Below are 22548 nucleotides of genomic sequence, written 5' to 3' on the forward strand. Positions count from 1 at the left end.
TCAATGAAGTGGTAAACGACCAACATCGTTGCAACCAAGGTGGTACCGCGCGCAAGCGTCCTTGGAATGCAGTGGTGTTTTTTCTTTTGCCAAGGAGGATAGCATGAAAAAACTTTCAAGCGGCGAGATCCGCCAGATGTTTCTCGACTTCTTTAAGTCCAAGGGCCACGCGGTCGAACCCAGCGCCAGCCTGATCCCAGTCGATGATCCGACCCTGCTGTGGATCAACTCCGGGGTCGCCACCCTGAAGAAGTACTTTGATGGCACGGTGGTCCCGAAGAACCCGCGGATCACGAACGCGCAGAAGTCGATTCGGACCAACGATATTGAAAACGTCGGTAAAACGGCGCGGCATCTGACCTTCTTTGAAATGCTCGGCAACTTTAGTGTTGGTGATTACTTCAAAAAAGAGGTCATTCCCTGGGCGTGGGAATTTTTGACGTCGGACCAGTGGCTGGGGCTGGATAAGGATAAGCTCTACGTCACGGTTTATCCCAAGGACAAGGATGCCAAGGCGCTGTGGGAGAAGACCGGGGTGCCGGCTTCTCACATTTATGAAGTTGAAGACAACTTCTGGGACATCGGCGAAGGCCCATCGGGTCCGGATACTGAGATCTTCTACGATCGCGGGCAAAGCTTTAACAACCTGGCGGAAGACGACCCAGAGAACTATCCAGGCGGCGAAAACGAGCGCTACGAGGAGATCTGGAACATCGTCTTTTCGCAGTACAATCACCTGCCGGACGGCCGCTACGTCGACCAGCCGCACAAGAACATCGATACTGGGATGGGCCTCGAACGCCTTGTTTCGGTCATTCAGGGCACTAAGACCAACTTTGAAACTGACCTGTTCTTGCCGATCATCAAGGCGACCGAACAGCTCTCGGCCGGCAAGACCTATGGCCAAGGCGGCCGCGACGATGTGGCCTTCAAGATCATTGCCGACCACGCCCGGACCGTCACGTTCGCCATCGGCGACGGGGCTTTGCCAAGCAACGAAGGCCGCGGCTACGTGCTGCGGCGCCTGATTCGGCGGGCCGCGGTCAACGGCCGCCGGCTTGGCATCAAGGAGGCGTTCCTGTACAAGCTTGTGCCGGTCGTTGGCGATATCATGGCCAGCTACTATCCGGAGATCAACCGCAATAAGGCGTTTATCCAAAAGGTGATCCGGTCTGAAGAAGATCGCTTTGCCGAGACGCTGGACGCCGGGCTAAGTCTGCTGAACCAAACCATTACCGGCCTCAAGGCTAAAGGCGAAACAGTGGTGCCAGGGGCGACGGCCTTCAAGCTGTTTGACACGTTCGGGTTCCCTGTTGAGCTGACCAAGGAAATCGCGTCAGATCAGGGCATCGATGTCGACATGAAGGGCTACGAAGAAAACATGGAAGCCCAGCGGACCCGGGCGCGCGCCGCTCGCGGCGATGCCCAGTCAATGGGCAGTCAGGACAAAACGTTGATGGCCATTAAGACCGCCAGCAAGTTCACGGGTTGGACTGACCTGCAGGACGATGCGAAGTTGACCGACCTGATTCAGGATGATCAGGAGCAAGACCGGGTCACCGGCGGTGTGGCGCAGCTGATCTTTGATCAGACGCCGTTTTACGCCGAAATGGGCGGCCAGGTCGCCGACCACGGCGAGATCCTGGACGCAGGCGGGGCGCTGGTGGCCAAGGTCACCGACGTCCAGCACGCGCCAAATGGTCAGAACCTGCACACGGTTGAGGTCGAAAACACCTTGAAAAAGGGTGAGACCTACACCTTGAAGGTCGACGTTGAGCGGCGCAAGAAGGTCTCGATGAACCACACCGCGACTCACCTGCTGGATCAGGCCCTGCGGCAGGTTCTGGGCGAGCACACGCACCAGGCTGGCTCGTTGGTCGAGCCGACCTATTTGCGTTTTGACTTCACGAACTTTGGCCAGGTCACGGATGCGCAGCTGCGCGCGGTTGAAACGGTCGTCAACCAGCAGATCTGGCGGCAGCTGCCGATCACGTGGAAAGAGATGCCGATCGAAGAGGCCAAAAAGCAAGGCGCCATTGCGATGTTCGGCGATAAGTACGGCGAGACGGTCCGGGTCGTAACGATCGGTGATTTCAACCGCGAGTTTGACGGCGGCACCCACCCGCAGAATACCGCGGCGCTGGGGCTGTTCAAGATCACCGGCGAGTCCGGGATCGGTGCGGGCATTCGGCGCATTGAGGCCGTGACGTCTAAGGAAGCCTACGAGTACTTGACCAAGCAGCAAGACGAGCTGGCGCATACCGCTGCAGTCTTGAAGCTTGACCAGGTGGCCGGCGTGCCGGCGAAGGTCGAAAGCCTCCAGCAGGAGCTGAAAGCCAGTCAGAAGACTGTCGAGGGCTTGCAGGCTAAACTGGCCAACCAGGCCGCTGCCGGTATTTTCGACCACGCCGAGCAGGCAGGCCAGTACACGCTGATTGCCAAGCAGCTGAACGTGGCGGGGATGAAAGAACTGCGGGACCTCGCTGATCAGTGGCGTGCAAAGAACGCGTCTGACATTCTGGTCCTGGCCACCGCCAGCGGTGAGAAGGTCAGCTTGCTGGTCGCGGCCAGCCAGGACGCGATCGCCCAAGGCGTCAAGGCGGGCGACGTGATCAAAGCCATTGCCCCGGCCATTGGCGGCGGCGGCGGCGGCCGGCCCGACATGGCGCAGGCCGGCGGCAAGCAGGCGGCTGGGATTCCAACCGCTTTGAAGCAGGCCCACGAGGTGCTGGCGGCGAAGTGATGCGCCTTTACCTCCGGTGGAGAAGTCGCAGGCTCAGGCCTGCGGCTTTTCCTTTGCAATGAAAATGTAATGCGCACTAGACCCCCCTTATCGTCAAGAAAGCGCAGTGGCACGGGGCCCGCTCGCCGGTGCGGTCGTTGTACTTTAGCGGGCTTTCAAGTAAAATAGGGATAGCTGGAAGGAATAGAGGTGTTTGGAATGAGCACATTAGATCAAACCGTTCATTTTGATTTTCCGGAGAATAATCCGAAAAATGTCCACGAGACGCTGGCAACGGTTTACAAGTCCCTTGAGGAAAAGGGCTACAACCCGATCAACCAGATCGTCGGTTACCTGATTTCAGGCGATCCGGCCTACATCCCGCGGTACAATGACTCGCGGAACCTGATTCGCAAGTTCGAACGCGACGTGATCATCGAGGAGCTTGTTCGCAACTACCTCGGTAAGGAGAAAGGCTAGTGCGCTACATGGGGCTGGATGTTGGATCCCGTACGGTGGGGGTGGCAGTCTCCGATCCGTTGGGGTGGACGGCGCAAGGACTTGAGATCATCCGGATCAACGAGGATAAGGAAGATTTCGGGTTGGCGCGCGTCGGCGAATTAGTCACCCAATATGAGGTGACTAACTTTGTTGTGGGGCTCCCCAAGAATATGAATAATACTGAAGGCCCGCGGGTGGAAAAGGCCAAGGCGTACGGCCAGATGCTGGCGGACCGGTTTAGTCTGCCTGTCGCGTACACCGACGAGCGTCTGACTACCGTCGAAGCGAGCCGGATGCTGATCGAAGAGGCAGACGCCTCGCGCAAACGTCAAAAACAAGTCATCGACAAACTGGCGGCCCAGCTGATCCTGCAGAATTACCTGGATCTGCACAGCCGCTGACAAGGAGGCCATCATGGCAGAAGAAAACAATCACGTGCACGAAGGCGACGATCAGCAGCTGATCACGCTGGTGGACGTTAATGGCAACGAAGAACTTTACCAGGTCTTGTTCACCTTTGACTCAGAGGACTACGGCAAGAGTTACGTGTTGCTTTACCCGGAAAGCGCCAGTGATGACGAAGAAGTCGACATCCAGGCCTTCGCGTTCACCCCGGACGAGAACGGCGACGCCAGCTCGGGTGATCTTTACCCGATCGAAGACGACGACGAATGGGACATGGTCGAAGAGGTGCTCAACACCTTCTTGGCTGATGAGGACGAAGACGGCGAATAACCGGCAGGCCGCGCCGAGATCAGGCGCGGTATTTTTTTGGAGGGAAAGCGGCAATGACTGAGCGCAAACGGCGATTTAAGGCTGAGATTGACGGAAAAGAATACACGATCATCGGGCCGGGGTCGACTGCGCACTTTCAAGCAGTCACGGCCCTGCTCAACCAGCGGCTCGCTGCGCTCCGCGAGGCGGCGCCCAAGCTGACGAAGGAGGACGCGGCGGTGCTGCTGGCGTTCAACGTCATGTCTGATCAGGTCACGGCTGAGGCCGCCAAGCAGAAAACGGAGGAAACGGATGCTTAGCCTTGCGATCATCGCCGTGTTGGCGTATTTCTTTTACGCGGGCGCCGAGCGCGGGCTGTGGCTTCAGCTGGTCCACGTGGGTGGTTACCTGCTTTCACTGGTGGTGGCCACGCTGCTGTACCGGCCGGTGGGCCAGGCGTTGTCGCTTTGGGTCCCGTACCCGTCGGCCACCCAGTCCAGCCGCTTTGTCTTCTTCTCTAATCAGGTGGGACTGACTCTGGACAGTGCCTTTTACCGCGGAATCGGCTTTTTGCTGGTGCTGGCGGCGGGCTGGCTGCTCACGCGGTTCGCTGCGCTTTGGGTCCATGACCTAAAGTACCGCGGCGCCGACCAAGCCAGCTTGATCACTGGTGGGGTGTTGAACCTGGTGATGGGCTACATATTCATTTTTATGATGTTGTACGTCGTCGCCTTGATCCCGCTGGCCGGACTGCAGGACATGCTCGCTAATTCATTCATGGCACGAACCATCGTGCGTTATTCCATTGGCCTCACCAACTGGGTCACTGCCATGTGGCTCTGAGCGTGTGCGGGGTTGCCCGGCACTGCGACCGCTTGTAAATGAACCAGCACTTTATGGGTGCTGGTTTTAGCATTTCTAAGGAGTATTATCATGAATAAAAAAATTCTCACCACCTTGGGGTTTGACCAGATCAGGGCCGCCCTTGGCAAGCTGGTGGTTACAGCGGCCGGTCAGGCGCGCGTTCAGGCGCTGATGCCGACGGCTGACCGCGACCAGGTCCAAGAAGCCCTGGATGAAACCGCAGACGGCGCCGCGCTGCTGCGGCTGAAGGGCGGTATTCCGCTACCAGAGCTGACCGACGTTGGCCCGGCGCTGAAGCGGGTGGCGATCGGGGCGACGCTGAACGGCAAGGAGCTGGCGCAGTTGACCCGGGTCTTGCGCAGTGTCAGTGCCGTCGACGATTTTTTGACCGAGATGACGGACAAGATCGAGCTGCGCCGCGTTTACCAACTGCAGGAACAGCTGACGGTGCTGCCCGCCTTGGCGCGCCGGCTGTACACGGCGGTCGACGAAGAGGGTAACCTGACCGATGAGGCCAGCGACACCCTGCGCGCCGTACGCAATCAGATCCGCCAGCTGGAGGCCAATATCCGTAGCCGGATGGATTCCTACGTTCACGGCAAACTGGCCAAGTACCTGTCGGATCCGATCATCACGCTGCGCGACGACCGCTTTGTGCTCCCGGTACGCTCCGACTCACGCGGCCAGGTCCCTGGGGTCGTGCACGATCAAAGTGCCTCCGGGGCAACACTGTTCATCGAGCCGCAAGCCATTGTGGACATGAACAACCGGCTGCGTGAGGCGCAAATCGAAGAACAGCAGGAGATCGCGCGGGTGCTGGCGGCCCTGTCTGAAGAAGTGGCCCCTTACACTAAGCAGATCGCCCGTAATGCGGCGGTGCTGGGCCATTTTGATTTCATTAATGCGAAGGCCCGCTATGCCCGCGAGCTCAAAGCAACGGAGCCGCTGGTGGCGCCGCACAATGAGGTCGACTTGTTGCAGGCGCGCCATCCGCTGCTGGATCCCCATAAGGTGGTGCCAAACGACATTGTGCTTGGGAAAGATTACCAGGCCATCGTGGTCACCGGTCCCAACACCGGCGGGAAGACCATCACGCTGAAGACGTTGGGCCTGTTGCAGCTGATGGGTCAGGCCGGCTTATTCATTCCGGCGGCCGAGGAAAGTACCATCGGCGTGTTCTCGGAAGTCTTCGCCGATATCGGCGATGAGCAAAGCATCGAGCAGAGCCTCAGTACTTTTTCCGGGCACATGGCCAATATCGTTGACATCCTGGCGCACCTGGACGATCAGGCGCTGGTGCTCTTTGACGAGTTGGGTGCCGGCACCGACCCGCAGGAAGGGGCGGCGCTTGCCATCTCGATTCTTGACGAAGTTGGCGTCATCGGGGCAGACGTGGTCGCGACCACGCACTACCCGGAGCTGAAACTATACGGCTACAACACCCCCGGGACGATCAACGCCTCGATGGAATTCGACGCGGCCACCTTGCAGCCGACCTACCGGCTACTCATCGGGGTGCCTGGGCGCTCCAACGCTTTTGACATCTCCCGGCGCCTCGGCCTGAGCGACGCGATCGTCGACCGTGCCAAGGCCTTGATCGCCGACGACAGCCACGATCTGAACAACATGATCGCCGATCTGGAAAGCCAGCGGAAGGCCGCGGAGACCGAGTACAAGGCCGCCCGCGCCGACACGGATGCCGCACAGCAGCTGCTGGCGGATCTGCAGGCGGCCTATGCGGACTTCGAGCAGGAACGCAGCGGTCAGCTGAATAAAGCCCGCGAGCAGGCCAACGCCATGGTCGATAAGGCCCAGCAAAAGGCGGACAAGATCATTGCGAACCTGCGCCAGATGCAAAAAGCAGGCGGCAACGTGAAGGAAAACCAGCTGATCGAGGCGACGACCGCACTGAAGCAGCTCCACCGCGAGCAGCCACAGCCGCAAAACCGCGTGCTGCGCCGCGAGAAACAAAAACAGGCGCTGCACCCCGGCGACCGGGTCCGGGTTTTGTCTTACGATCAAACGGGCGATCTGCTGGACCAGGTGGACAAAAACCACTGGAACGTGCAGCTTGGTATTTTACGGATGAAGATCAAAACCGCAGATCTGGAAAAGGTGGCCGAGCCCAAGCCTGAGCCGAAGCGCCAAATGGCCATCGTCAAGGGCGGCGCGACCAGTGGTCCGGAAACGACCTTGGACCTGCGCGGAGTGCGCTACGAAGACGCAATGGCGCGGCTGGATCGGTATATCGACGCCGCCTTGCTGGCCGGCTACCCGCAGGTCACAATCGTTCATGGCCTGGGCACTGGCGCGATCAGAAACGGCGTTACCGAGTACCTGAAGCGTCACTCGCAGGTGAAAAAATTTGGCTTCGCGCCGCAAAACGCCGGTGGCTCTGGGGCGACGATCGTCCAGTTCAAATAGTTAATTGCGGACAATTTAGTGGCGACGGATTGACGACCGTGCTACAATGGTTACGAATAGTAAGATAGTTAGTTACTGTCACGCGCAAGGAGGAACTCGTATGGTTAAAGTGGTAAATGATCAGGATTTCAAGCAAGAAACTGACACTGGGGTGACCCTGACAGACTTCTGGGCAACGTGGTGTGGCCCCTGCAAGATGCAAAGCCCGGTAATCGAGGCCCTCGAGCAGGATCGGGGAGACGTCAAATTCACCAAGATGGACGTTGATCAGAACCCTGAGACCCCCGGTGCGTTTGGTATCATGGCGATCCCGACGTTGATCGTGAAGAAGGACGGCGAAGTGGTCGAGAAGCTCGTCGGCTACCAGACCAAGGATCAGTTGAACGCCGTATTGGATAAGTACACTAAAACACCAGCCTAAACCACAAAATCCCGGTAAACGCATGCGGCGTTTACCGGGATTTTTCTGTATGAAGCAAAGGTCAGTATTGCGCCTGATTACGCGTGCTTACAGGTGCAGGGGTTCTGGGGCGACTGGTTGCGCCGCCTTTGGATCTAGAGCAACCGTGATGGCGACCTGCTGCTTGCGGGTTTCGACCACGGGGTTGGCCTCGACCACGATGCCAAGGATCTGCTGAAGGCTTTGCGCCAGGAACCCGGCCTCTAGCCGGAAATCCGGCTCCTTGAAGGTGGCGATCCGAGTTTCCACCACGGCCCCGGAGAGCAGGTAGTGGCGCTCCTGCTTCTTCGCGCTCACTGCCGTCAGGGTCCCGAAACCCACCTGCTCGAACAACTTCGTGAGGTCGTCTTCAGTGACCGGTAGCTTACGGGCCAGGTCGCGGCCAGCCCAATAAGAGATGTTTGAAGTCTCTGAGCCGAGTAGCGCTGGCATCAGCAAGTCTCGCAGCATCAGCTGCCCGAACAGTGGCCCGTTGGCCGGCAGGGTCAGTAGATCTTTGTATGTTCCATTCGCCATGAGCAACCTCCCAAGGCGGCAATCTGCCGCATTCCTACTCAGTATACCGAAATCTCGAGGGGAAAAACAGCGCCGGCCTGCCGTCTTGAATTTTTTTCGGGAGTGCCGCACAATGAAGGTTCAGAACTTTTCAGACGGAGGGAAATAATGAACAACCAACCAATTGGGTTCATCGATTCCGGCGTGGGCGGCCTGACTGTGGTCAAAGAGGCGCTGCGCCAATTGCCCAACGAAAGTGTCGTCTTCTTAGGCGACCAGGCGCGCCTGCCGTACGGTCCGCGGCCGGCGGCGCAGGTGCGCGACTTCACCTGGCAGATGGTGAACTTCCTGCTTCAGAAACACATTAAAATGCTCGTGATCGCTTGCAACACCGCTACTGCGGCGGCGCTGCCGGAGGTGCGAAAAAAGCTTGAGATCCCGGTCGTCGGCGTGATCGTGCCAGGATCGCGGGCGGCGATCAAGGCCACCAAGACCAATCACATCGGGGTGATCGGCACGGAAGGCACGGTGCGCAGCCATGCATACGGCGATACGATTCGCGGCAAGGCCAAGCAGGTGACCGTCACCGAACTGGCCGCCCCGAAGTTTGTCCCGCTGGTGGAGTCGAACGAAATGACCTCGCCGGTGGCCAAGCGGGTCGTGGCTGAAACGCTGCAGCCGCTGCTGCATCAAGACATCGACACGCTGGTGATGGGTTGCACGCACTACCCGCTGCTGCGGCCGCTGATTCAAAACGTGATGGGGGATGAAGTCACCCTGATCGATTCGGGGGCCGAAGCGGTCAGTGAAGTCTCGATGCTGCTGGATTACTTTGATATTGCCGCGGATGGCAAAGCGCCGGCGACTAAGACCTTTTACACGACTGGCAACGCCGAGATGTTCGACCTCATCGCCGGCAACTGGCTGAACCTGACCGTGAAGGCCAGCCGGGTGGTCATCGATCAGGAGCCCAAAACCCTGGCCAAGCAGCCACCGCGCACCGTGGTGATTGCTTCCAAAAACGCGGGTAAGGTCAGGGAACTGGCGGCCATGTTTGAGGCTGATGGCCTGACAGTGAAGAGCCTGGCGGATTTTCCGGCCGTGCCCAGTGTGCCGGAAACCGGTCAGACGTTCGAGGAGAATGCGCGGCTGAAGGCGGACGGGTACGCCAGGGCGCTTGAGCTGCCGGTGGTGGCCGACGATTCGGGGCTCATGGTCGATGCGTTGGACGGCGCCCCCGGCGTGTTCTCCGCACGCTATGCGGGCCAAGGCCACAACGATGCGGCTAATAACGCGAAGTTGATTGCGAACCTGGCCGAGGTCCCAAGCGAAAAACGCACCGCGACGTTCCATACAACGCTGGTGTTCGCCAAACCCAACCGACCGGGCGAGGACCTGGTCGTTAGTGGCAGCGTCAGTGGCCGGATCACAGGCGTGCCGCGCGGTGATAACGGCTTTGGGTACGATCCGTACTTCTACTTGCCTCAGCTTGACAAGACGATGGCTGAACTTAGCCCACAGGAGAAAAATCGGATCAGCCACCGTGGCAACGCAATGCGGGCGCTTGAGGCCAAGTGGCAGAAGTGGTACAAGGAGGCAGCGGAATGAAGCTGGTGGCAGTCAGCGACACGCACGGCGACCACAAGATCCTTGAGACAATTTTGACCCAGCAGCCGGATGCAGATGCGTACCTGTACGCTGGCGATTCAGAGTTTGCGGCCGCCGATCCTATTTTCACGCACTATCAGGCCGTGCGGGGCAACATGGATTTCGATTCGGCCTTCCCGCTGACGCGCACGCTGACGGTGGGCGACGTGACGGTTTTTCTGGCGCACGGGCACCGCTTAATGGTGGGCTTTTCGCTGAGTATGCTGCTTGAGGCGGCCCAGAAGGCGGGGGCGCAGGTGGCGATTTTTGGCCACACGCATGCGCTGGGCGTGGAAATGCACCAAGGGATCTTGACCCTTAACCCCGGCAGTATCAGCCAGCCGCGCGGCGAGTTTGCGCCCCTCGGCGGGACCTACGCGGTGATTGAAAGCACGGCAGCGCGCTTTCGCGTCACGTACTACTTGCGCAACGGCCGCCCGGCGCCGGGCTTGGCCAGGACGTTCACGCGCTAATTGTCACCAGTTCGATGCCCCAAACCACAGTAGTGGCTTGGGGCTTTTTTGTTCTTCAAGGTGCGCAGAGTTCGCGTTTTTAGCTGTCCCCGCGTTGCGAACTTGGAGCCCGATTACGCCGGCCCTGCGCACTCTGTAGTTGGGCTTCGGCTCGGCAACGCCCGAGCATCTAGCTACGCTCAAGCCCTCGCCCGCAAAAGACGCCGGCAATGACTTGAGCTAGGCTAGCTGTCGGGCTAAAAGCGCCAAGCCTACGCACCCTGTAGTTGGGCTTCCGGGCTGGCAACGGCCGCATGCCCTGCTACGCCCGGCGCTTCACCTGCCCTGCAGGCAAAGCACCGGGCGATGATCACCCTGTAGCCATTCATGGCATACAGGGTGACATGCGTAGTGGCATGTCATCGGCCTAAGTTCGCCAGCCCTGCGCACCCTACAAAAAAGGAGGCCGCCCGCCGGCGCCTCCTTGGTGGTGATCAACATGAATTAGCGCAGGAACACGCTCTTGTACAGCAGGACCGCAGTGATGGCAGCGAGGATCGGCGCCACCACCGGCACCCAGGCGTAGCCCCAGTCCGAGGTGCCCTTGTGTTTGAGCGGCAACAGGGCGTGCAAGATTCGCGGACTGAGGTCCCGCGCTGGGTTAAGCGCCGGGCCGGTGGGGCCGCCAAACGACGCGACCAGAGTAGCAACTAAAAAGCCTAGGGCCATGTGGGCGGTGCCCAGGTTATTCTGGAAGAACGGGGCTTTTGTGATGCCCAAGGCGCCAAAGAAAAGAATGAAAGAACCAATAAATTCATTGATGAAGCCGTTGAGCTTGCTTGAAGTCGCGTTAATGGTGGAGAAAGTCCCCAGAATATGTCGTGGGTCGGTGGTCAAGTCGTAGTGCGGCTTGTAAGCGGCCACGACCCACATCTGGCCGAACAGCGCACCTGCAAACTGAGCGATGAGGTAAGGCACTACTTCTGCCCATGGAAACATTCCGGCCACGGCCAGGCCGAGGGTGAAGGCGGGGTTGATGTGATTGCCAGAGATCCCGCCAATCATCATGGCTGGGATCATGACCCCGGCACCGTACCCAACCGCGATCAACATCCAGTCCGAGCCATTACCTTTGGTGCCTTTCAAGTCCACATTGGCGACTGAGCCATTTCCCAGCGCGACCATGATGGCCGTCCCCATAAACTCTGCGAAGAGTCGGGTCCAAAGATCGTACGTCATTTTTTACGCCTCCATCTGCCTGTTTTCTGAAACCGGGCAGTTATATGTTATTCAGTTTATCAACTGATAAGAAGATAGTAAACAACGTTTGTGAAAAATGCAAGCGCTTGCAATTAATGAAATAACGCACAAAGTGAGAGAACCTGTAAACGATTTCACAAAGATTGAATAACGCTTAGAACGGCAATGGAAGCGCAGCATCGTTATGCTAACCGGGCGTCCTTCCCCAGAAGGAAAACGCTAACAAATAACGGAAAAACATGATCATTGATACGCAACCTGCAGAATACGGCGTATACTAGAATTGTAATCAGTCTAATTAAAGGCGATGCAGTGGGGAGCAGCGCCGGGGAGGGGTATGTCATGAAGGTGGTTATTTTTTCCACCTGCATCGTCGATTTGTTTTTCCCCAACGTGGGCAAAGCGATGGTGGAGGTGCTTGAACGCTTCGGCTGTGAGACCTACATGCCGGTGAAACAGATATGTTGCGGCCAGCCGACGTTCAATTCGGGATACGCAAAGGAGACCCAGCCAGTCTTTCGCAATCAGATCGATGCCCTGTTGAGTATCGATGCGGACTACATCGTCGGGCCGGCGGGGTCGTGTGTCAACATGCTGCGCGAGTTTCAAGTGCAGCTGAAGGATGATCCCGAGTATGCGGAGAAAGCCAAACAGGTCGCGGCCAAGACCTGGGAGTTCTCGCAGTTTCTTTACCGGGTGCTGGGGGTCCTGGATGCCGGCGCCGAGCTGGCCGCAACGGCGACGTATCATCGCTCCTGTCACATGACACGGCTGCTTGGTGAGCGGACCAGCCCGTTTGTGCTGCTTGATCACGTGTTGGACCTCAAGATGGTCCCGCTGCCGCACCTAGAAAATTGCTGCGGGTTTGGTGGGCTTTTTTCGGTGAAGGAACCTGAGATCTCTAAGCAGATGGTGGACGAAAAAGTCGATGACGTGCTTGCCACTGGGGCGAGTGTGCTGATCTCCGCTGATCCGGCCTGTCTGATGAACATTGCCGGGCGCTTCAACCGGCGCGGCGAGAAGATCAAGATCATGCACATCGCCGAGGTCCTGAACAGCAACGTGGATCCGGCCCGCATTAAGTATGTTCCGCAGGCGGAGCGCGCCGCTTTGTATGCCGGCGGCTACAACCAAGGATTCACGCAAAGTGCTGTGCAAAAGGAGGTGGGCGCATGACCATCAAGACTTCGAACGCCCCGTTTTTGACGCGGCTTAAGGAATCGGAAGCAGATCCCTTCATGCAAAAAGCGGTCGCCAAGGCGCAGGACGCGCAGTGGGATAAGCGCACGGCGGCGCGCGCCGAGCTCGGCCACTGGGAGCAGTGGCGCGACTTAGGTGAGCAGATCCGCCAGCACGTGATCCGCTACCTGCCGGACTACCTCGAGGAGTTCGCCGATAACATTGAAAAACGCGGCGGCCACGTGTTTTTCGCCAAGACGGATCAGGAAGCCAGCAGCTACATCAAGCACATTGCCGAGGAGAAGCACGTGCAGCACGTGGTGAAGTCCAAGTCGATGGTCACCACCGAAATTGATTTGGATAAGGAACTACTCAAGATCCCTGGGCTGGCGCTGTTGGAGACTGATCTGGCCGAGTTCATCCTGCAAGAGGACGACTGGGACGAGCCGACGCACATTGTTTTCCCAACGCTCCATAAGAATCGCGACCAGGTGCAGCAGATTTTTCAGAAGCTGGGCTACACCGGTGACAATGATCCTCAGCACTTGGCCCGCTTCGCCCGCGCCTACCTGCGCGCCTCGTTCTTGAAGGCTGATATGGGGATCACGGGGTGCAACTTTGCCATCGCGGACTCGGGGCTGATCAACCTCGTCACCAATGAGGGCAATGCCGACCTGGTCATGGCGATCCCCAAGACGCAGGTCGTCGTGATGGGGATGGAGCGTTTGGTGCCGAGCCTCAAGGAAGCTGAGGTGCTAGACAACATGCTGGCACGCTCGGCGGTGGGGCAAAAGCTGACCTCGTATTGCAGCTTTTCCAGCCGGCAGGTCAGCGGCGAAAGCGATGGGCCCGAGAATTTTTACGTGGTCATTGTTGACAATGGCCGCAGCAACGCCTTGGGTACCGAGTTCGAGCCAGTCTTGCAGTGCATTCGCTGCGGGGCGTGCCTGAATGTTTGCCCGGTTTATCGGCACATCGGCGGCCACGGGTACGGCTCGATTTATCCCGGCCCGATCGGCGCGGTGCTGTCGCCAGTCTTGCGCGGCTATGAGCAGTTTGGGGACCTGCCGTTTGCGTCCAGTCTTTGCGGGGCCTGCACCGAGACCTGTCCAGTGCGCATCCCGCTGCACGAGCTTTTGATCAAGCACCGGACCGTGATGATGAACAAGCTGCACACGGACAAGTCGTTCAACAACGTGATCATGAAAGGCATCGGCGTGGCCACCGGCACGCCGGCGCTGTTCCGCATGGCGCTAACGGCCGACCACGTCGCCATGGCGCCGCTCACGAAGAAGGCGCCGATCACCGTTGAGAACGAATTTCCGGAAGGTATCATCAGAAAGGCACCATCGATGGCCAAGGGCTGGACGGACGTGCGCGACCTGCCGGAAATGCCAAAGCACGGCGAGAACTTCCGGAGCTGGTTCAAGAAGCACCAAAAGGAGCGGGAGGTGCACCATGACTGAGCGAGAAGATTTTTTGAATGCGCTGGCGGAAAAAGCAGGCAGGCCGCGCCATCAGCTGCAAGCACACCCATTCAAGCCCATGAATGATCTGCCTGAGACCACGCTTGCGGATCAAACCCCTCAGGCGCTTGCCGCACTGGCAAAGCAAAATAGCGAGGCGGTGCATGTGACCTACCAGACGACGACCACAGCGGCCCTTCCGCACGCGCTGGACGCGTTCCTGCAGGCCAAGGCAGCAACTGCGCTGCTGCTGCCGACTTCCGCCCAGTTTGCGCGCTACCAGCTTGAGAACTGGCGTGCATCGGTCTCGCCCAAGCCGCAGTACTGGCTGCCTGACGCCGGCCGCGAGGCGAACCTTAAGGCCGCTTCGGAGGCCGACGCGGCGATCGGCTTTGCCGACTTTCTGCTTGCTGAGTCGGGCACGATTACCGTCGCTACCACCCCGGGGCAAGGCCGCGCGTTCCATTTTTTACCCACTCATTACCTCGCGATCATTCCGGCCAGTCGCATTGTCGCTCGCTCGCGGCAGGCGGCCACCTGGTATGACCAGGAGATCAAGGCGGGGCGCCTGACGACCTCTAACATCAATTTCATCACCGGGCCGTCGAACTCGGGGGACATTGAAATGGTGCTGATCGTCGGGGTCCATGGGCCACTGGATATGACCTATCTGGTCGTTGAGGATCAGTAGCGCTACGCTGGCCGGTGGCGATTGTTGCCCACAGGCGCCGGGTTCTTGATTTCTTCACACAGATTAAAATGCGGCAAAGGCCAGGCCGTGATAGTGCTTTCACTCCTTGATTCCGGTAGAATGGAGCCGTAGTCCAAAAAGGAGCGATTCAATTTGATCAATCAAGTGATCGACCACATGATGACCCAAAACCGCAGCCACTTTCTCATCCCAGGTGAGATGATCGCCAGTGTGAACGAAGATAATTCGCTGCGGCACGCGTTTCTTGTGCTGACCAAGGTGCGTTACGCCAAGATCCCGGTGCTGGATAACGATGATCACTTCAAGGGCCTTTTGTCCTTGTCGATGATTACCGATAAGATGCTAGGGCTTGACGAGATCACCGCCCAGCCGCTGGACGAGTTCTGCGTCCGCGACGTGATGGAAACTGGGGTCACCACGATCGATGACCCATACAACATCGAAGAGGTGCTGCACGCCCTAGTCGACAGTGCTTTTCTGCCGGTCGTTCAAAGCGACGGGACGTTCACTGGGATTGTGACGCGCCGTGAGGTCATGAAGGGCATCAATTACATCGGTCATAATATCGATAAGGAGTACGACATTGCGGCTAAACAGCCGGCAGCGCGCAAGTAGAAGGAATGTCGAGCTGAGCGCCCGCTGCGACGCGAGAAAGCAAAAAGGGACTGTGACTGATTGTCGCAGTCCCTTTTTAATTGAAGCGGCGCCCCATAATGGCGAGGCTGCGGCGGCAGCCATCCAGCTCGGCCACGTCCGGCAGCAGGCCCCAGCGTTCAAACCCGTTGTGCCCAAACAGCGCGAGGCTGGGCTGATTGTGGGCGAAGATAAAGGCGACCAAGGCATTCAGGCCCAGCCGCGGCAGCTGCGTGAACACAAAGTCCAGCGCTTGCTGGCCGACGTGCTGGTGGCGAAACGCCTGATCGATGTAGATGCTGACCTCAGCGGTGTGCAGGTAAGCGGGGCGGCCGTAAAAGTCCTCAAGGCCGACCCAGCCGATGCAGCGCCCGGCGCTTTGCATGACCCAAAGCGGCCGCCGGGCCGGATCAAAGGCGGCAAACCACGCTTTTCTTGAGGCCACACTGACGGGCGTGAGGTCCGCCGTTGCCAGGCGGCTGGGGATGATCTGGTTATAGATGGCAACGATGCGCGGGAGGTCCTGCGCGGTTGCCAGGCTGAAGTTGATTGTCAATAAAGCCACCCTCTTTGCGAATTGGCTCGATTATAGCCAACCCTGGGGCAAAAGAAAAGCGGCCCGCGGTCACCCGCGGTCATTCGCCAGCTGGCTTGTCCAAAAAGAGGGTCGCCAGCGTCCCGATGACCACACTGATCAACACCACACCGCTTGCGGCAAGCCCGCCAGATTGCGGCCAGTACGGCTGCAACCCAGTTTGAATGAGGATCACCACCGCGGCCAGCACGATTCCGATCACGGCGTAGTAAACCTGCGCCTCAAACCGCTTGAGCAGTGCCTCCATCACCTTGGCGATCACCAGTAAACCGCCGGCCGCGCCGATCATGAACGGCAGCAGGAGGGCCACCGTCTGGAGGTGGTGGCCGGCCGCGGCCCAATTGCCGGCCAACCCGGCGCGCAGGGTCGGGCCGAGCGCCGCGACTGCGTTATAAACGGTGCCGTACTGATCGATCACCATCAGCATGATCGATCCCGAGATCCCGGGGATCGCCATGAGCGCCACCGCGAACACGCCGGCAAACCCCATCGTGAAGCCGTCCTGGACGCTGGTCAGGCGGGTGAGGGTAATCAGGTTCTCTGGCTGTTCACCGCCCAGCTGCGCGAGCCCGTAGATGAGGGCGAATCCAAGAACTGGCAGCACTAAGTACCAGCCGCGAAAGCTGACTTGGCGAATTTTGCGCCACACAAACGGCCCGATGCCCACCACTAGCCCAATGAAAAAACCGTAGCTGGCGAGTGGCCAAGTCGTCGTCATGGCCAGTACGGCGCGGGTGGACAGCAGCACCCCGATCACGGCGCCGATGCCCACCGGGAGCAGCAGCTTGGCGTGGACTTTAGGCGCCTCTCGGAAGTGGTTGACCGCCGTAAGCAGGCGGTCGTAAAGGCCGACCACGACGGCAAAAATACTGCCGGACAGGCCGGGGATAACAAGCGCGATGCCAATCAGGGCACCTTTGATCATGTTCAGCAAGGCAACTCCTCCAAAGTCAGGGTGTTAGCGCGCGGGACTGCGGCGGGCTACTTAGTCAGGGTCAAAGCGGCGCTGGGCAGCTCGATGCCAGCTTTTTTCAGAGCCTCAATGTAGGCGGCCAGGAACTTGCGCTGCACGGCCAGCTGCTCGCCGTTTTCGGTCAGAAATTTAACCTGGTAACTGAACGTGCCGTTGGCGCCGGGGGTTAACCCGAGAATATCCGGGCCCTGGCGGATCGCCTTGACCTTCGGGACGAGGGCGTCGTTAACTTCGCCGATCACTTCGCGGACTTGATTGAGGTCGGCGTCCGCGCGCATCGGCAGGCTGATCAGGGCTTGCATGTTGCTGCGCGACAGGTTGGACACAATTGTGATGTTGCGGTTAGGAATGAAGTTCACCGTGCCGTCGTAGCTTTTGACGATCGTTGTCCGCAGGCCCACCGAGGTGACCGTGCCGGTGACCTCACCGAGCTGGACCGCATCACCAACGTCGATCTGGCCCTCAAGCAGGATGAAGAAGCCGGTGACCACATCCGCAACAAAGCCCTGCGCGCCTAGGCCCAAGGCGATGCCGACGATGCCTGCACCGGCCAGCAGGCTGCCCACCGGGACGCCGAGGACGCTCAAGACCGCGTACAGATAGAAGAAGAAGATCGTGTAGCTCAAAATGTTGATGCTCAGGGTGTGCATGGTCTTCGCCCGGGTGCTGGAGACGCCCGGCCGCTGGGTGTAGGTCCGAAAGCCGCGGTTGATAAGCCGCTTGCCGATGCTGTTCACCACCAGAAAAAGAAGGGAAAACAGCACGATCTCTAGGCCGGTGCCGAGGACCTTGTCCATGATCTGGCTCCAGTTGATTCGCTGAAAATAGCGAACCCAGCCGTTGGTCTGCGCGGTGATAGAACTAGTTAGCAATAAGTGATCCACGTTTTTCGCTCCTTAATGTTCCTTCTAGTGTACCAAATTCCGTAACCGCTGTGTCGCTCAAAGCGCCCCGGTTGGCGAAACTTAGGGAAAGGTTTGCCGGCTTATGGCAATGATGCTATTCTAATTGTATACGCATGCATTAATTTTGTATGCTAAAGGAGGGTGTTGCATGTCAGGAGCAGAAGTTGCCGGCGTGATCGCCGCGGTCGCCTTTCTGATCATCGCCTTGGCGGTGGCCATTATCGCGATTCGGCTGTCCGGGGTCACGAAGGAGATCAAGCAAACCGTGACCGAGGTGAACCACACACTGGACACGGTCAATGGTGAGATCAAGCCGTTGACGAATGAAATCGAGGCGTTGTTGACTAAGTCCAACGTGTTGTTGAACGATGTCAATGGCAAAGTTGCGGCGATCGATCCGGTCTTCACCGCGATTGGCGAGCTGGGCGAAAGTGTGTCTGACTTGAACACCTCGACGCGTAATCTGGCAACGAAGGTCAAAGGCGGAGCGAAAAGCGGGACCAAGGTCGCCGTCGCGGCTAAGGTCGGCCAGAAAGCAATGAGTTTATTTTCGAAGACAAAAGACACTGAACGTTAATCAGATTAGGAGGCATTGATATGGCAAAAAAGAGTCATTTTCTGCTGGGGTTTGTTTTAGGGGCAGCCAGTTCATTGGCCGCAACGTACCTGCTCACACCGCAGACCAGCGATGAGCTGAAGGAAAAGTTTGCGAAGACCAAGGACGACTTGGCGGATCGGGCCGCAGATTATTATGACTACGCTAAGGACGCCACGGCCGAATGGCGTGAGTCTGCCCAAGGCGTGGTTTCGGACCTGAAGGATAAGGTGGCAGCCAAGGCCGATACCGGCGACGTTGCCAGCTACGATGACGCGACGACGGCCCTCAAGGACCAGCTGACCGGCGCGCCTGAGTCTGCCAATAATGACGACTTCGACGACATTGTTCTCGACGGGAAGAGTGCTTTTGCCCAAGCCAAGGATGACGCCGAGATCAACGCGGCGGATGATAACGGTGAGGCAACGGAGGCCGCCCAGGCAGATGCAGATCTGGCGGCGAGCCAGACGGCGGACCACGCGGCTGACGTGGACGACGAAGATCCTGGCCTGCCGGCGCAGGAAGATGATCAGCCGCAAGCATAGCCTTTTTTAACCAGTGCAGGCCGTCCGGGCAACCGGGCGGCTTTTTTGAAGGTGCAGAGGGGCGACGAACCTAGGGGGACAGTTAGCCTAGCGGTCCACTTTGCCTGCGCAGCAGGTGAAGTGGGCAGCGTAGCTAACTGCTCCCCCGTTGTCGGCCCGGCGCCCGATTAAGTATAAGGTGCGCAGAGTCGACGCACTTAGCCCGACGGCCAGCCTAGCCAGAGGCATTGCCGCTGGTCTTTGGCGGCGAGGACTCAGGCGTAGCTGGCTGCTCGGGCGTTGTCGACCCGGAGCCCAGTTAGATCAAGGTGCGCAGGGTCGACGCACTTAGCCCGCCGGCCAGCCGCTACGCATGTCAGCCTGTACGCCATAAATGGCTAAAGGCTAAGCATAGCCAGAGGCATTGCCGCTGGTCTTTGGCGGCGAGGACTCAGGCGTAGCTGGCTGCTCGGGCGTTGTCGACTTGGCGCCCAGTTAGATCAAGGTGCGCAGAGTCGACGCACATAGCCCGCCGGCTAGCCGCTTGAGGAGAGCTAGTTTTCCGCTGGTAATTTGCGGCGAAAAAAGCACCTGCTGGCTGATGCCAACAGGTGCGAGTATTGATTTAATGTTTGATTATTTTGAAGCTTGCTTAGCTTCTTTGCGGACGCGGGCATGTTCTGCCACTTGTTCGATGTGCTGGTGCATCAGTTTCAACATTAGGTCGTTTGGCAAACCCATTTGTGGGCTCATGGCACGTTCGATATCAGATACAGGCATAATCATCTGTCCTCCTTGTTCTTTCTTTTCATCCTAACCATAACGGCCTAGGTGAAAATGTGCAAATAATAAATACATGAGTTTTCATGTGTTTACGAAGCAAGAACAAGGGTCCAGTTTCACGCTGACGAAAGCCGTGCACACGGCCTTTATAAGTAATTCACAAGGAACCGGCAGAAGGGAGAAAACCAGCGGTGCTTAGAATCTCATTTTTGGCTCATCATTCATTGACGGGCTAAACTGGACGCTTTTTCAGGTGCCGGGCCAGCTTTCAATAACAATTGGCTGTATCATTTTCGCCAGGCTGATCACCAAAATGGCCCAGCGTCAAATGCTGCTGGGCCAGGTCATTAGGCGATGACCGTGTATTCCTTCGGGGTGTGCGTGAATGGCTCGCAGCCGGTTTCCGTCACGTGAACACAATCCTCAATGCGCACGCCGGCAACGCCGGGCACATAGATCCCCGGCTCGATCGAAAAGCACATTCCCGGCTGCAGCAGCATGTCGTTGCCAGCCATGATGGAAGGAAATTCGTGCGTCGACATGCCAATGCCGTGGCCAAGCCGGTGATTGAAGTACTCCCCATAGCCGGCCTTGGTGATGATGTCGCGGGCGATTTTGTCCAGCGCCGCGGCGCGCATCCCGGGGCGAACTGCGGCCTGAGCGGTCAGCTGCGCCTCCAGGCAGACCTTGTGCAGCTCCTGCGCCTTGGCGGAGACACCCTGGCCAAAGGCGACCGTGCGGGTGGCATCGCTCATGTAGCCGTGGTTGTCGGTGCCGAGGTCAAAAAGGACCAACTCACCCGGCTTGATGGCGACTTGCTCGGGGCCGCCGTGGGGGTCGGCGGCGTCTTCTCCGGCCTGGACGATGGTGTCAAAAGACATGTGCATGACGCCTTCCTTCATCATGGCGTACTCAATTTCGGCCACGACGCCCTGCTCGGTAATACCGGTGCGCAGGGCTTTGAATCCGGCAGCGAAGGCCCGGTCGGCTTGCCGGCCGGCCTCTTCCATCTGGGCGATCTCACTCGGCGTTTTGATCAGCTGCTGCGCTTCGATGAAGCGGCTGGCATCGGCAGGGAAGGTCGCCTGCGGAAACTGACGCATGATGGCCTCAAACTTGAAGACGGCCAGGTCGTCCTTTTCGATCCCCCAGCGCAAAGGGCTGGCAACGCGCTGCTTCAGCGCATCGGCGATCAGTGCGAAAGGCTCCTCGTGGTCAAGGTAGCCGACTACGGCGTACGGCCAACCGACCTTTTTGACCGCCTCAATCGACAGGGCAGGGACGAACAGCAATGGCTCCTGGTCTGGAAAGACGAACAGGCCCGTGATGCGTTCCTCAGGGTCGGAGAAAAAGCCCGTGAAATAATTGATGTTAGTGAAGTTGCTGATGTATGCCACATCAAGGCTCTGGTCCGCGACCCAGGTCTGTAGTTGCTTCAGATGTTCGTTCATAATGTAGCCTCCTTAGGTATTTTGGCCCTGTCAGTATAGCATAGCCTTGGTCTGACGGCTTTCTGAAAAGTGCTTATGAAAATTCCTTTGAAAAATTCAGTAAACCGCTTGCATTGCTGATTTACTTTTGCTACAGTAGATTGGAAATTAACGCAGACCCATTGCCTGTGTGAGGAGAGAATTCAATATGGAAAAGCAAACAATTACGATCTACGACGTCGCGCGTGAGGCCGGGGTCAGCATGGCAACGGTTTCCCGGGTGGTTAACGGGAACCCGAATGTTAAGCCGGCAACCCGTAAGAAGGTGCTGGAAGTCATCGATAAGCTGGATTACCGGCCAAACGCGGTGGCGCGTGGGTTGGCGTCTAAGAAGACCACAACGGTCGGGGTCATCATTCCAGATGTCACCAACATGTTCTTCTCGAGCTTAGCGCGCGGGATCGACGACGTGGCCACCATGTACAAGTACAATATCATCTTGGCTAATTCGGATGAGAACAGCCAAAAAGAGGTCCAGGTCCTGAACACTTTACTGGCCAAGCAGGTCGACGGGTTGATCTACATGGGCAACGACATTTCCGATAACGTGCGCCAGGAGTTCTCCCGGAGCAAGACTCCCATTGTTCTCGCCGGTTCGGTCGACCCCGACGAACAGGTTGGCTCCGTCAACATTGATTACGTCGCTGCGGTCGAGGCCGCGACCACACAGCTGATCAACGCGGGCTCAAAACAGGTCGCTTTGGTCACCGGGCCATTGACGCAGCCAATCAACGGTCAGTACCGGCTGAAGGGCTACAAGCAGGCACTGCAAAAGGCCGGCTTGGCCTACGACGAGAGCTTTGTCTTTGAAACCGAAACCAGTTACCACGCTGGTTTGGCCCTGTTTAATCAGTTGCAAAAGGCCGGCGCCAATGCGGCGATCGTCGGCGACGACGAAGTGGCGTTCGGGGTCCTGGACGGCGCGCTTGATGCCGGCGTCAAGGTGCCAGCGGACTTCCAGATCATCACGTCCAACAACACTAAGCTCACCGAGATGGCCCGCCCGCAGCTGACTTCGATCGATCAGCCTTTGTATGATATCGGTGCCGTCGCGATGCGTCTGCTCACCAAGATGATGAACAAGGAAGACATCGACGAAAAGACCATCCGCCTTGGCTTTGATATCACAACCCGCAAGTCAACCCGCTAAGCAC

General features: G+C 58.3%; 24 protein-coding genes. 17 read left to right on the forward strand and 7 right to left on the reverse strand.

Going from position 1 to position 22548, the window contains the following annotated elements; translation table 11 throughout:
- The first annotated feature begins 103 nt into the window (after positions 1–103).
- The 8 genes from alaS to trxA all read left to right on the forward strand — a co-directional run bounded on the left by alaS (position 104) and on the right by trxA (position 7646).
- A complete protein-coding gene (alaS, locus tag EKM85_RS07560; protein ID WP_125585668.1) occupies positions 104–2743 on the forward strand; it encodes an alanine--tRNA ligase in 2640 nt (879 codons plus the stop codon).
- Positions 2744–2941: 198 nt separating this feature from the next.
- On the forward strand, positions 2942–3202 hold the full coding sequence (locus EKM85_RS07565) for an IreB family regulatory phosphoprotein (protein ID WP_125585669.1): 261 nt from the start codon (positions 2942–2944) through the stop codon (positions 3200–3202).
- Complete coding sequence (ruvX, locus tag EKM85_RS07570) at positions 3202–3624, forward strand: Holliday junction resolvase RuvX (RefSeq protein WP_125585670.1); 423 nt, start codon at positions 3202–3204, stop codon at positions 3622–3624. The genes EKM85_RS07565 and ruvX overlap by 1 nt, the downstream gene beginning before the upstream one ends.
- A 13-nt stretch (positions 3625–3637) precedes the next feature.
- Positions 3638–3958, forward strand: a complete 321-nt coding sequence (locus EKM85_RS07575; RefSeq protein WP_125585671.1) for a DUF1292 domain-containing protein — start codon at positions 3638–3640, stop codon at positions 3956–3958.
- A gap of 53 nt (positions 3959–4011) precedes the next feature.
- Complete coding sequence (locus EKM85_RS07580; protein ID WP_125585672.1) at positions 4012–4257, forward strand: cell division protein ZapA; 246 nt, start codon at positions 4012–4014, stop codon at positions 4255–4257.
- Positions 4250–4780, forward strand: a complete 531-nt coding sequence (locus EKM85_RS07585) for a CvpA family protein (protein ID WP_125585673.1) — start codon at positions 4250–4252, stop codon at positions 4778–4780. Before EKM85_RS07580 ends, EKM85_RS07585 begins: the two co-directional genes overlap by 8 nt.
- 90 nt (positions 4781–4870) lie before the next feature.
- The gene (locus EKM85_RS07590) at positions 4871–7225 is read left to right on the forward strand and encodes an endonuclease MutS2 (RefSeq protein WP_125585674.1); all 2355 of its coding nucleotides are present in this window, start codon (positions 4871–4873) and stop codon (positions 7223–7225) included.
- Between the two features lie 100 nt (positions 7226–7325).
- The gene (trxA, locus tag EKM85_RS07595; RefSeq protein WP_125585675.1) at positions 7326–7646 is read left to right on the forward strand and encodes a thioredoxin; all 321 of its coding nucleotides are present in this window, start codon (positions 7326–7328) and stop codon (positions 7644–7646) included.
- An 87-nt stretch (positions 7647–7733) separates the two neighbouring features.
- Here trxA and EKM85_RS07600 read toward each other — a convergent pair whose 3' ends face one another.
- Positions 7734–8201: a YslB family protein gene (locus EKM85_RS07600; protein ID WP_125585676.1), complete on the reverse strand. Its 468-nt coding sequence runs from the start codon at positions 8199–8201 to the stop codon at positions 7734–7736.
- Positions 8202–8348: 147 nt separating this feature from the next.
- On the opposite strand from EKM85_RS07600, the gene racE reads away from it, so the two are divergent.
- A complete protein-coding gene (racE, locus tag EKM85_RS07605; RefSeq protein ID WP_125585677.1) occupies positions 8349–9788 on the forward strand; it encodes a glutamate racemase in 1440 nt (479 codons plus the stop codon).
- A complete protein-coding gene (locus EKM85_RS07610) occupies positions 9785–10300 on the forward strand; it encodes a YfcE family phosphodiesterase (RefSeq protein ID WP_125585678.1) in 516 nt (171 codons plus the stop codon). Before racE ends, EKM85_RS07610 begins: the two co-directional genes overlap by 4 nt.
- A 483-nt stretch (positions 10301–10783) precedes the next feature.
- Here the strand turns inward: EKM85_RS07610 and EKM85_RS07615 are convergent, their stop codons facing one another.
- Positions 10784–11518 carry an MIP/aquaporin family protein gene (locus tag EKM85_RS07615; RefSeq protein ID WP_125585679.1) on the reverse strand — a complete coding sequence of 245 codons (735 nt, stop codon included), beginning with the start codon at positions 11516–11518 and terminating at the stop codon, positions 10784–10786.
- 363 nt (positions 11519–11881) lie between these two features.
- On the opposite strand from EKM85_RS07615, the gene EKM85_RS07620 reads away from it, so the two are divergent.
- From EKM85_RS07620 to cbpB, 4 genes are all read left to right on the forward strand, one after another.
- Positions 11882–12715: a (Fe-S)-binding protein gene (locus tag EKM85_RS07620; RefSeq protein WP_125585680.1), complete on the forward strand. Its 834-nt coding sequence runs from the start codon at positions 11882–11884 to the stop codon at positions 12713–12715.
- Positions 12712–14184, forward strand: a complete 1473-nt coding sequence (locus tag EKM85_RS07625; protein ID WP_125585681.1) for a LutB/LldF family L-lactate oxidation iron-sulfur protein — start codon at positions 12712–12714, stop codon at positions 14182–14184. Before EKM85_RS07620 ends, EKM85_RS07625 begins: the two co-directional genes overlap by 4 nt.
- On the forward strand, positions 14177–14875 hold the full coding sequence (locus EKM85_RS07630) for a LutC/YkgG family protein (RefSeq protein WP_125585682.1): 699 nt from the start codon (positions 14177–14179) through the stop codon (positions 14873–14875). Before EKM85_RS07625 ends, EKM85_RS07630 begins: the two co-directional genes overlap by 8 nt.
- A 153-nt stretch (positions 14876–15028) precedes the next feature.
- Positions 15029–15511: a cyclic-di-AMP-binding protein CbpB gene (gene cbpB / locus EKM85_RS07635; RefSeq protein WP_125585683.1), complete on the forward strand. Its 483-nt coding sequence runs from the start codon at positions 15029–15031 to the stop codon at positions 15509–15511.
- Between the two features lie 76 nt (positions 15512–15587).
- On the opposite strand, the gene EKM85_RS07640 is transcribed toward cbpB, so the two are convergent.
- The 3 genes from EKM85_RS07640 to EKM85_RS07650 all read right to left on the reverse strand — a co-directional run bounded on the left by EKM85_RS07640 (position 15588) and on the right by EKM85_RS07650 (position 17981).
- A complete protein-coding gene (locus EKM85_RS07640; protein WP_125585684.1) occupies positions 15588–16085 on the reverse strand; it encodes a GNAT family N-acetyltransferase in 498 nt (165 codons plus the stop codon).
- 79 nt (positions 16086–16164) lie between these two features.
- Positions 16165–17058: a DUF368 domain-containing protein gene (locus EKM85_RS07645; RefSeq protein ID WP_125585685.1), complete on the reverse strand. Its 894-nt coding sequence runs from the start codon at positions 17056–17058 to the stop codon at positions 16165–16167.
- A 47-nt stretch (positions 17059–17105) separates the two neighbouring features.
- Positions 17106–17981 carry a mechanosensitive ion channel family protein gene (locus tag EKM85_RS07650; protein ID WP_225418956.1) on the reverse strand — a complete coding sequence of 292 codons (876 nt, stop codon included), beginning with the start codon at positions 17979–17981 and terminating at the stop codon, positions 17106–17108.
- Positions 17982–18150: 169 nt separating this feature from the next.
- Between EKM85_RS07650 and EKM85_RS07655 the strand changes: the two genes are divergently transcribed.
- Both EKM85_RS07655 and EKM85_RS07660 read left to right on the forward strand, forming a co-directional pair.
- Positions 18151–18579 carry a DUF948 domain-containing protein gene (locus EKM85_RS07655; RefSeq protein ID WP_125585686.1) on the forward strand — a complete coding sequence of 143 codons (429 nt, stop codon included), beginning with the start codon at positions 18151–18153 and terminating at the stop codon, positions 18577–18579.
- 20 nt (positions 18580–18599) lie between these two features.
- Positions 18600–19142, forward strand: coding sequence for a YtxH domain-containing protein (locus EKM85_RS07660; protein WP_125585687.1), 543 nt, complete (start codon positions 18600–18602; stop codon positions 19140–19142).
- A gap of 615 nt (positions 19143–19757) precedes the next feature.
- Here the strand turns inward: EKM85_RS07660 and EKM85_RS11475 are convergent.
- Positions 19758–19901, reverse strand: a complete 144-nt coding sequence (locus EKM85_RS11475; protein ID WP_164510709.1) for a hypothetical protein — start codon at positions 19899–19901, stop codon at positions 19758–19760.
- A gap of 350 nt (positions 19902–20251) precedes the next feature.
- Positions 20252–21355 carry a M24 family metallopeptidase gene (locus EKM85_RS07665; protein WP_125585688.1) on the reverse strand — a complete coding sequence of 368 codons (1104 nt, stop codon included), beginning with the start codon at positions 21353–21355 and terminating at the stop codon, positions 20252–20254.
- Positions 21356–21542: 187 nt separating this feature from the next.
- Here EKM85_RS07665 and ccpA point away from each other — a divergent pair, with 187 nt between their 5' ends.
- Positions 21543–22544, forward strand: a complete 1002-nt coding sequence (gene ccpA / locus EKM85_RS07670) for a catabolite control protein A (RefSeq protein ID WP_125585689.1) — start codon at positions 21543–21545, stop codon at positions 22542–22544.
- Positions 22545–22548 lie beyond the last annotated feature (4 nt).

The sequence above is a fragment of the Lacticaseibacillus jixianensis genome (genome assembly GCF_003946485.1).
Lineage (GTDB): Bacteria > Bacillota > Bacilli > Lactobacillales > Lactobacillaceae > Lacticaseibacillus > Lacticaseibacillus jixianensis.

Coding starts and splice junctions, on each gene's coding strand:
- EKM85_RS07600 (WP_125585676.1), bottom strand. CDS start 8,201: ATGGCGAATGGAACATACAAAGATCTACTGACCCTGCCGGCCAACGGG.
- EKM85_RS07615 (WP_125585679.1), bottom strand. CDS start 11,518: ATGACGTACGATCTTTGGACCCGACTCTTCGCAGAGTTTATGGGGACG.
- EKM85_RS07590 (WP_125585674.1), top strand. CDS start 4,871: ATGAATAAAAAAATTCTCACCACCTTGGGGTTTGACCAGATCAGGGCC.
- EKM85_RS07625 (WP_125585681.1), top strand. CDS start 12,712: ATGACCATCAAGACTTCGAACGCCCCGTTTTTGACGCGGCTTAAGGAA.
- EKM85_RS07630 (WP_125585682.1), top strand. CDS start 14,177: ATGACTGAGCGAGAAGATTTTTTGAATGCGCTGGCGGAAAAAGCAGGC.
- alaS (WP_125585668.1), top strand. CDS start 104: ATGAAAAAACTTTCAAGCGGCGAGATCCGCCAGATGTTTCTCGACTTC.
- ccpA (WP_125585689.1), top strand. CDS start 21,543: ATGGAAAAGCAAACAATTACGATCTACGACGTCGCGCGTGAGGCCGGG.
- racE (WP_125585677.1), top strand. CDS start 8,349: ATGAACAACCAACCAATTGGGTTCATCGATTCCGGCGTGGGCGGCCTG.
- EKM85_RS07585 (WP_125585673.1), top strand. CDS start 4,250: ATGCTTAGCCTTGCGATCATCGCCGTGTTGGCGTATTTCTTTTACGCG.
- EKM85_RS07655 (WP_125585686.1), top strand. CDS start 18,151: ATGTCAGGAGCAGAAGTTGCCGGCGTGATCGCCGCGGTCGCCTTTCTG.
- EKM85_RS07610 (WP_125585678.1), top strand. CDS start 9,785: ATGAAGCTGGTGGCAGTCAGCGACACGCACGGCGACCACAAGATCCTT.
- EKM85_RS07575 (WP_125585671.1), top strand. CDS start 3,638: ATGGCAGAAGAAAACAATCACGTGCACGAAGGCGACGATCAGCAGCTG.
- EKM85_RS07565 (WP_125585669.1), top strand. CDS start 2,942: ATGAGCACATTAGATCAAACCGTTCATTTTGATTTTCCGGAGAATAAT.
- EKM85_RS07660 (WP_125585687.1), top strand. CDS start 18,600: ATGGCAAAAAAGAGTCATTTTCTGCTGGGGTTTGTTTTAGGGGCAGCC.
- EKM85_RS07620 (WP_125585680.1), top strand. CDS start 11,882: ATGAAGGTGGTTATTTTTTCCACCTGCATCGTCGATTTGTTTTTCCCC.
- EKM85_RS11475 (WP_164510709.1), bottom strand. CDS start 19,901: ATGCCTGTATCTGATATCGAACGTGCCATGAGCCCACAAATGGGTTTG.
- EKM85_RS07665 (WP_125585688.1), bottom strand. CDS start 21,355: ATGAACGAACATCTGAAGCAACTACAGACCTGGGTCGCGGACCAGAGC.
- trxA (WP_125585675.1), top strand. CDS start 7,326: ATGGTTAAAGTGGTAAATGATCAGGATTTCAAGCAAGAAACTGACACT.
- EKM85_RS07580 (WP_125585672.1), top strand. CDS start 4,012: ATGACTGAGCGCAAACGGCGATTTAAGGCTGAGATTGACGGAAAAGAA.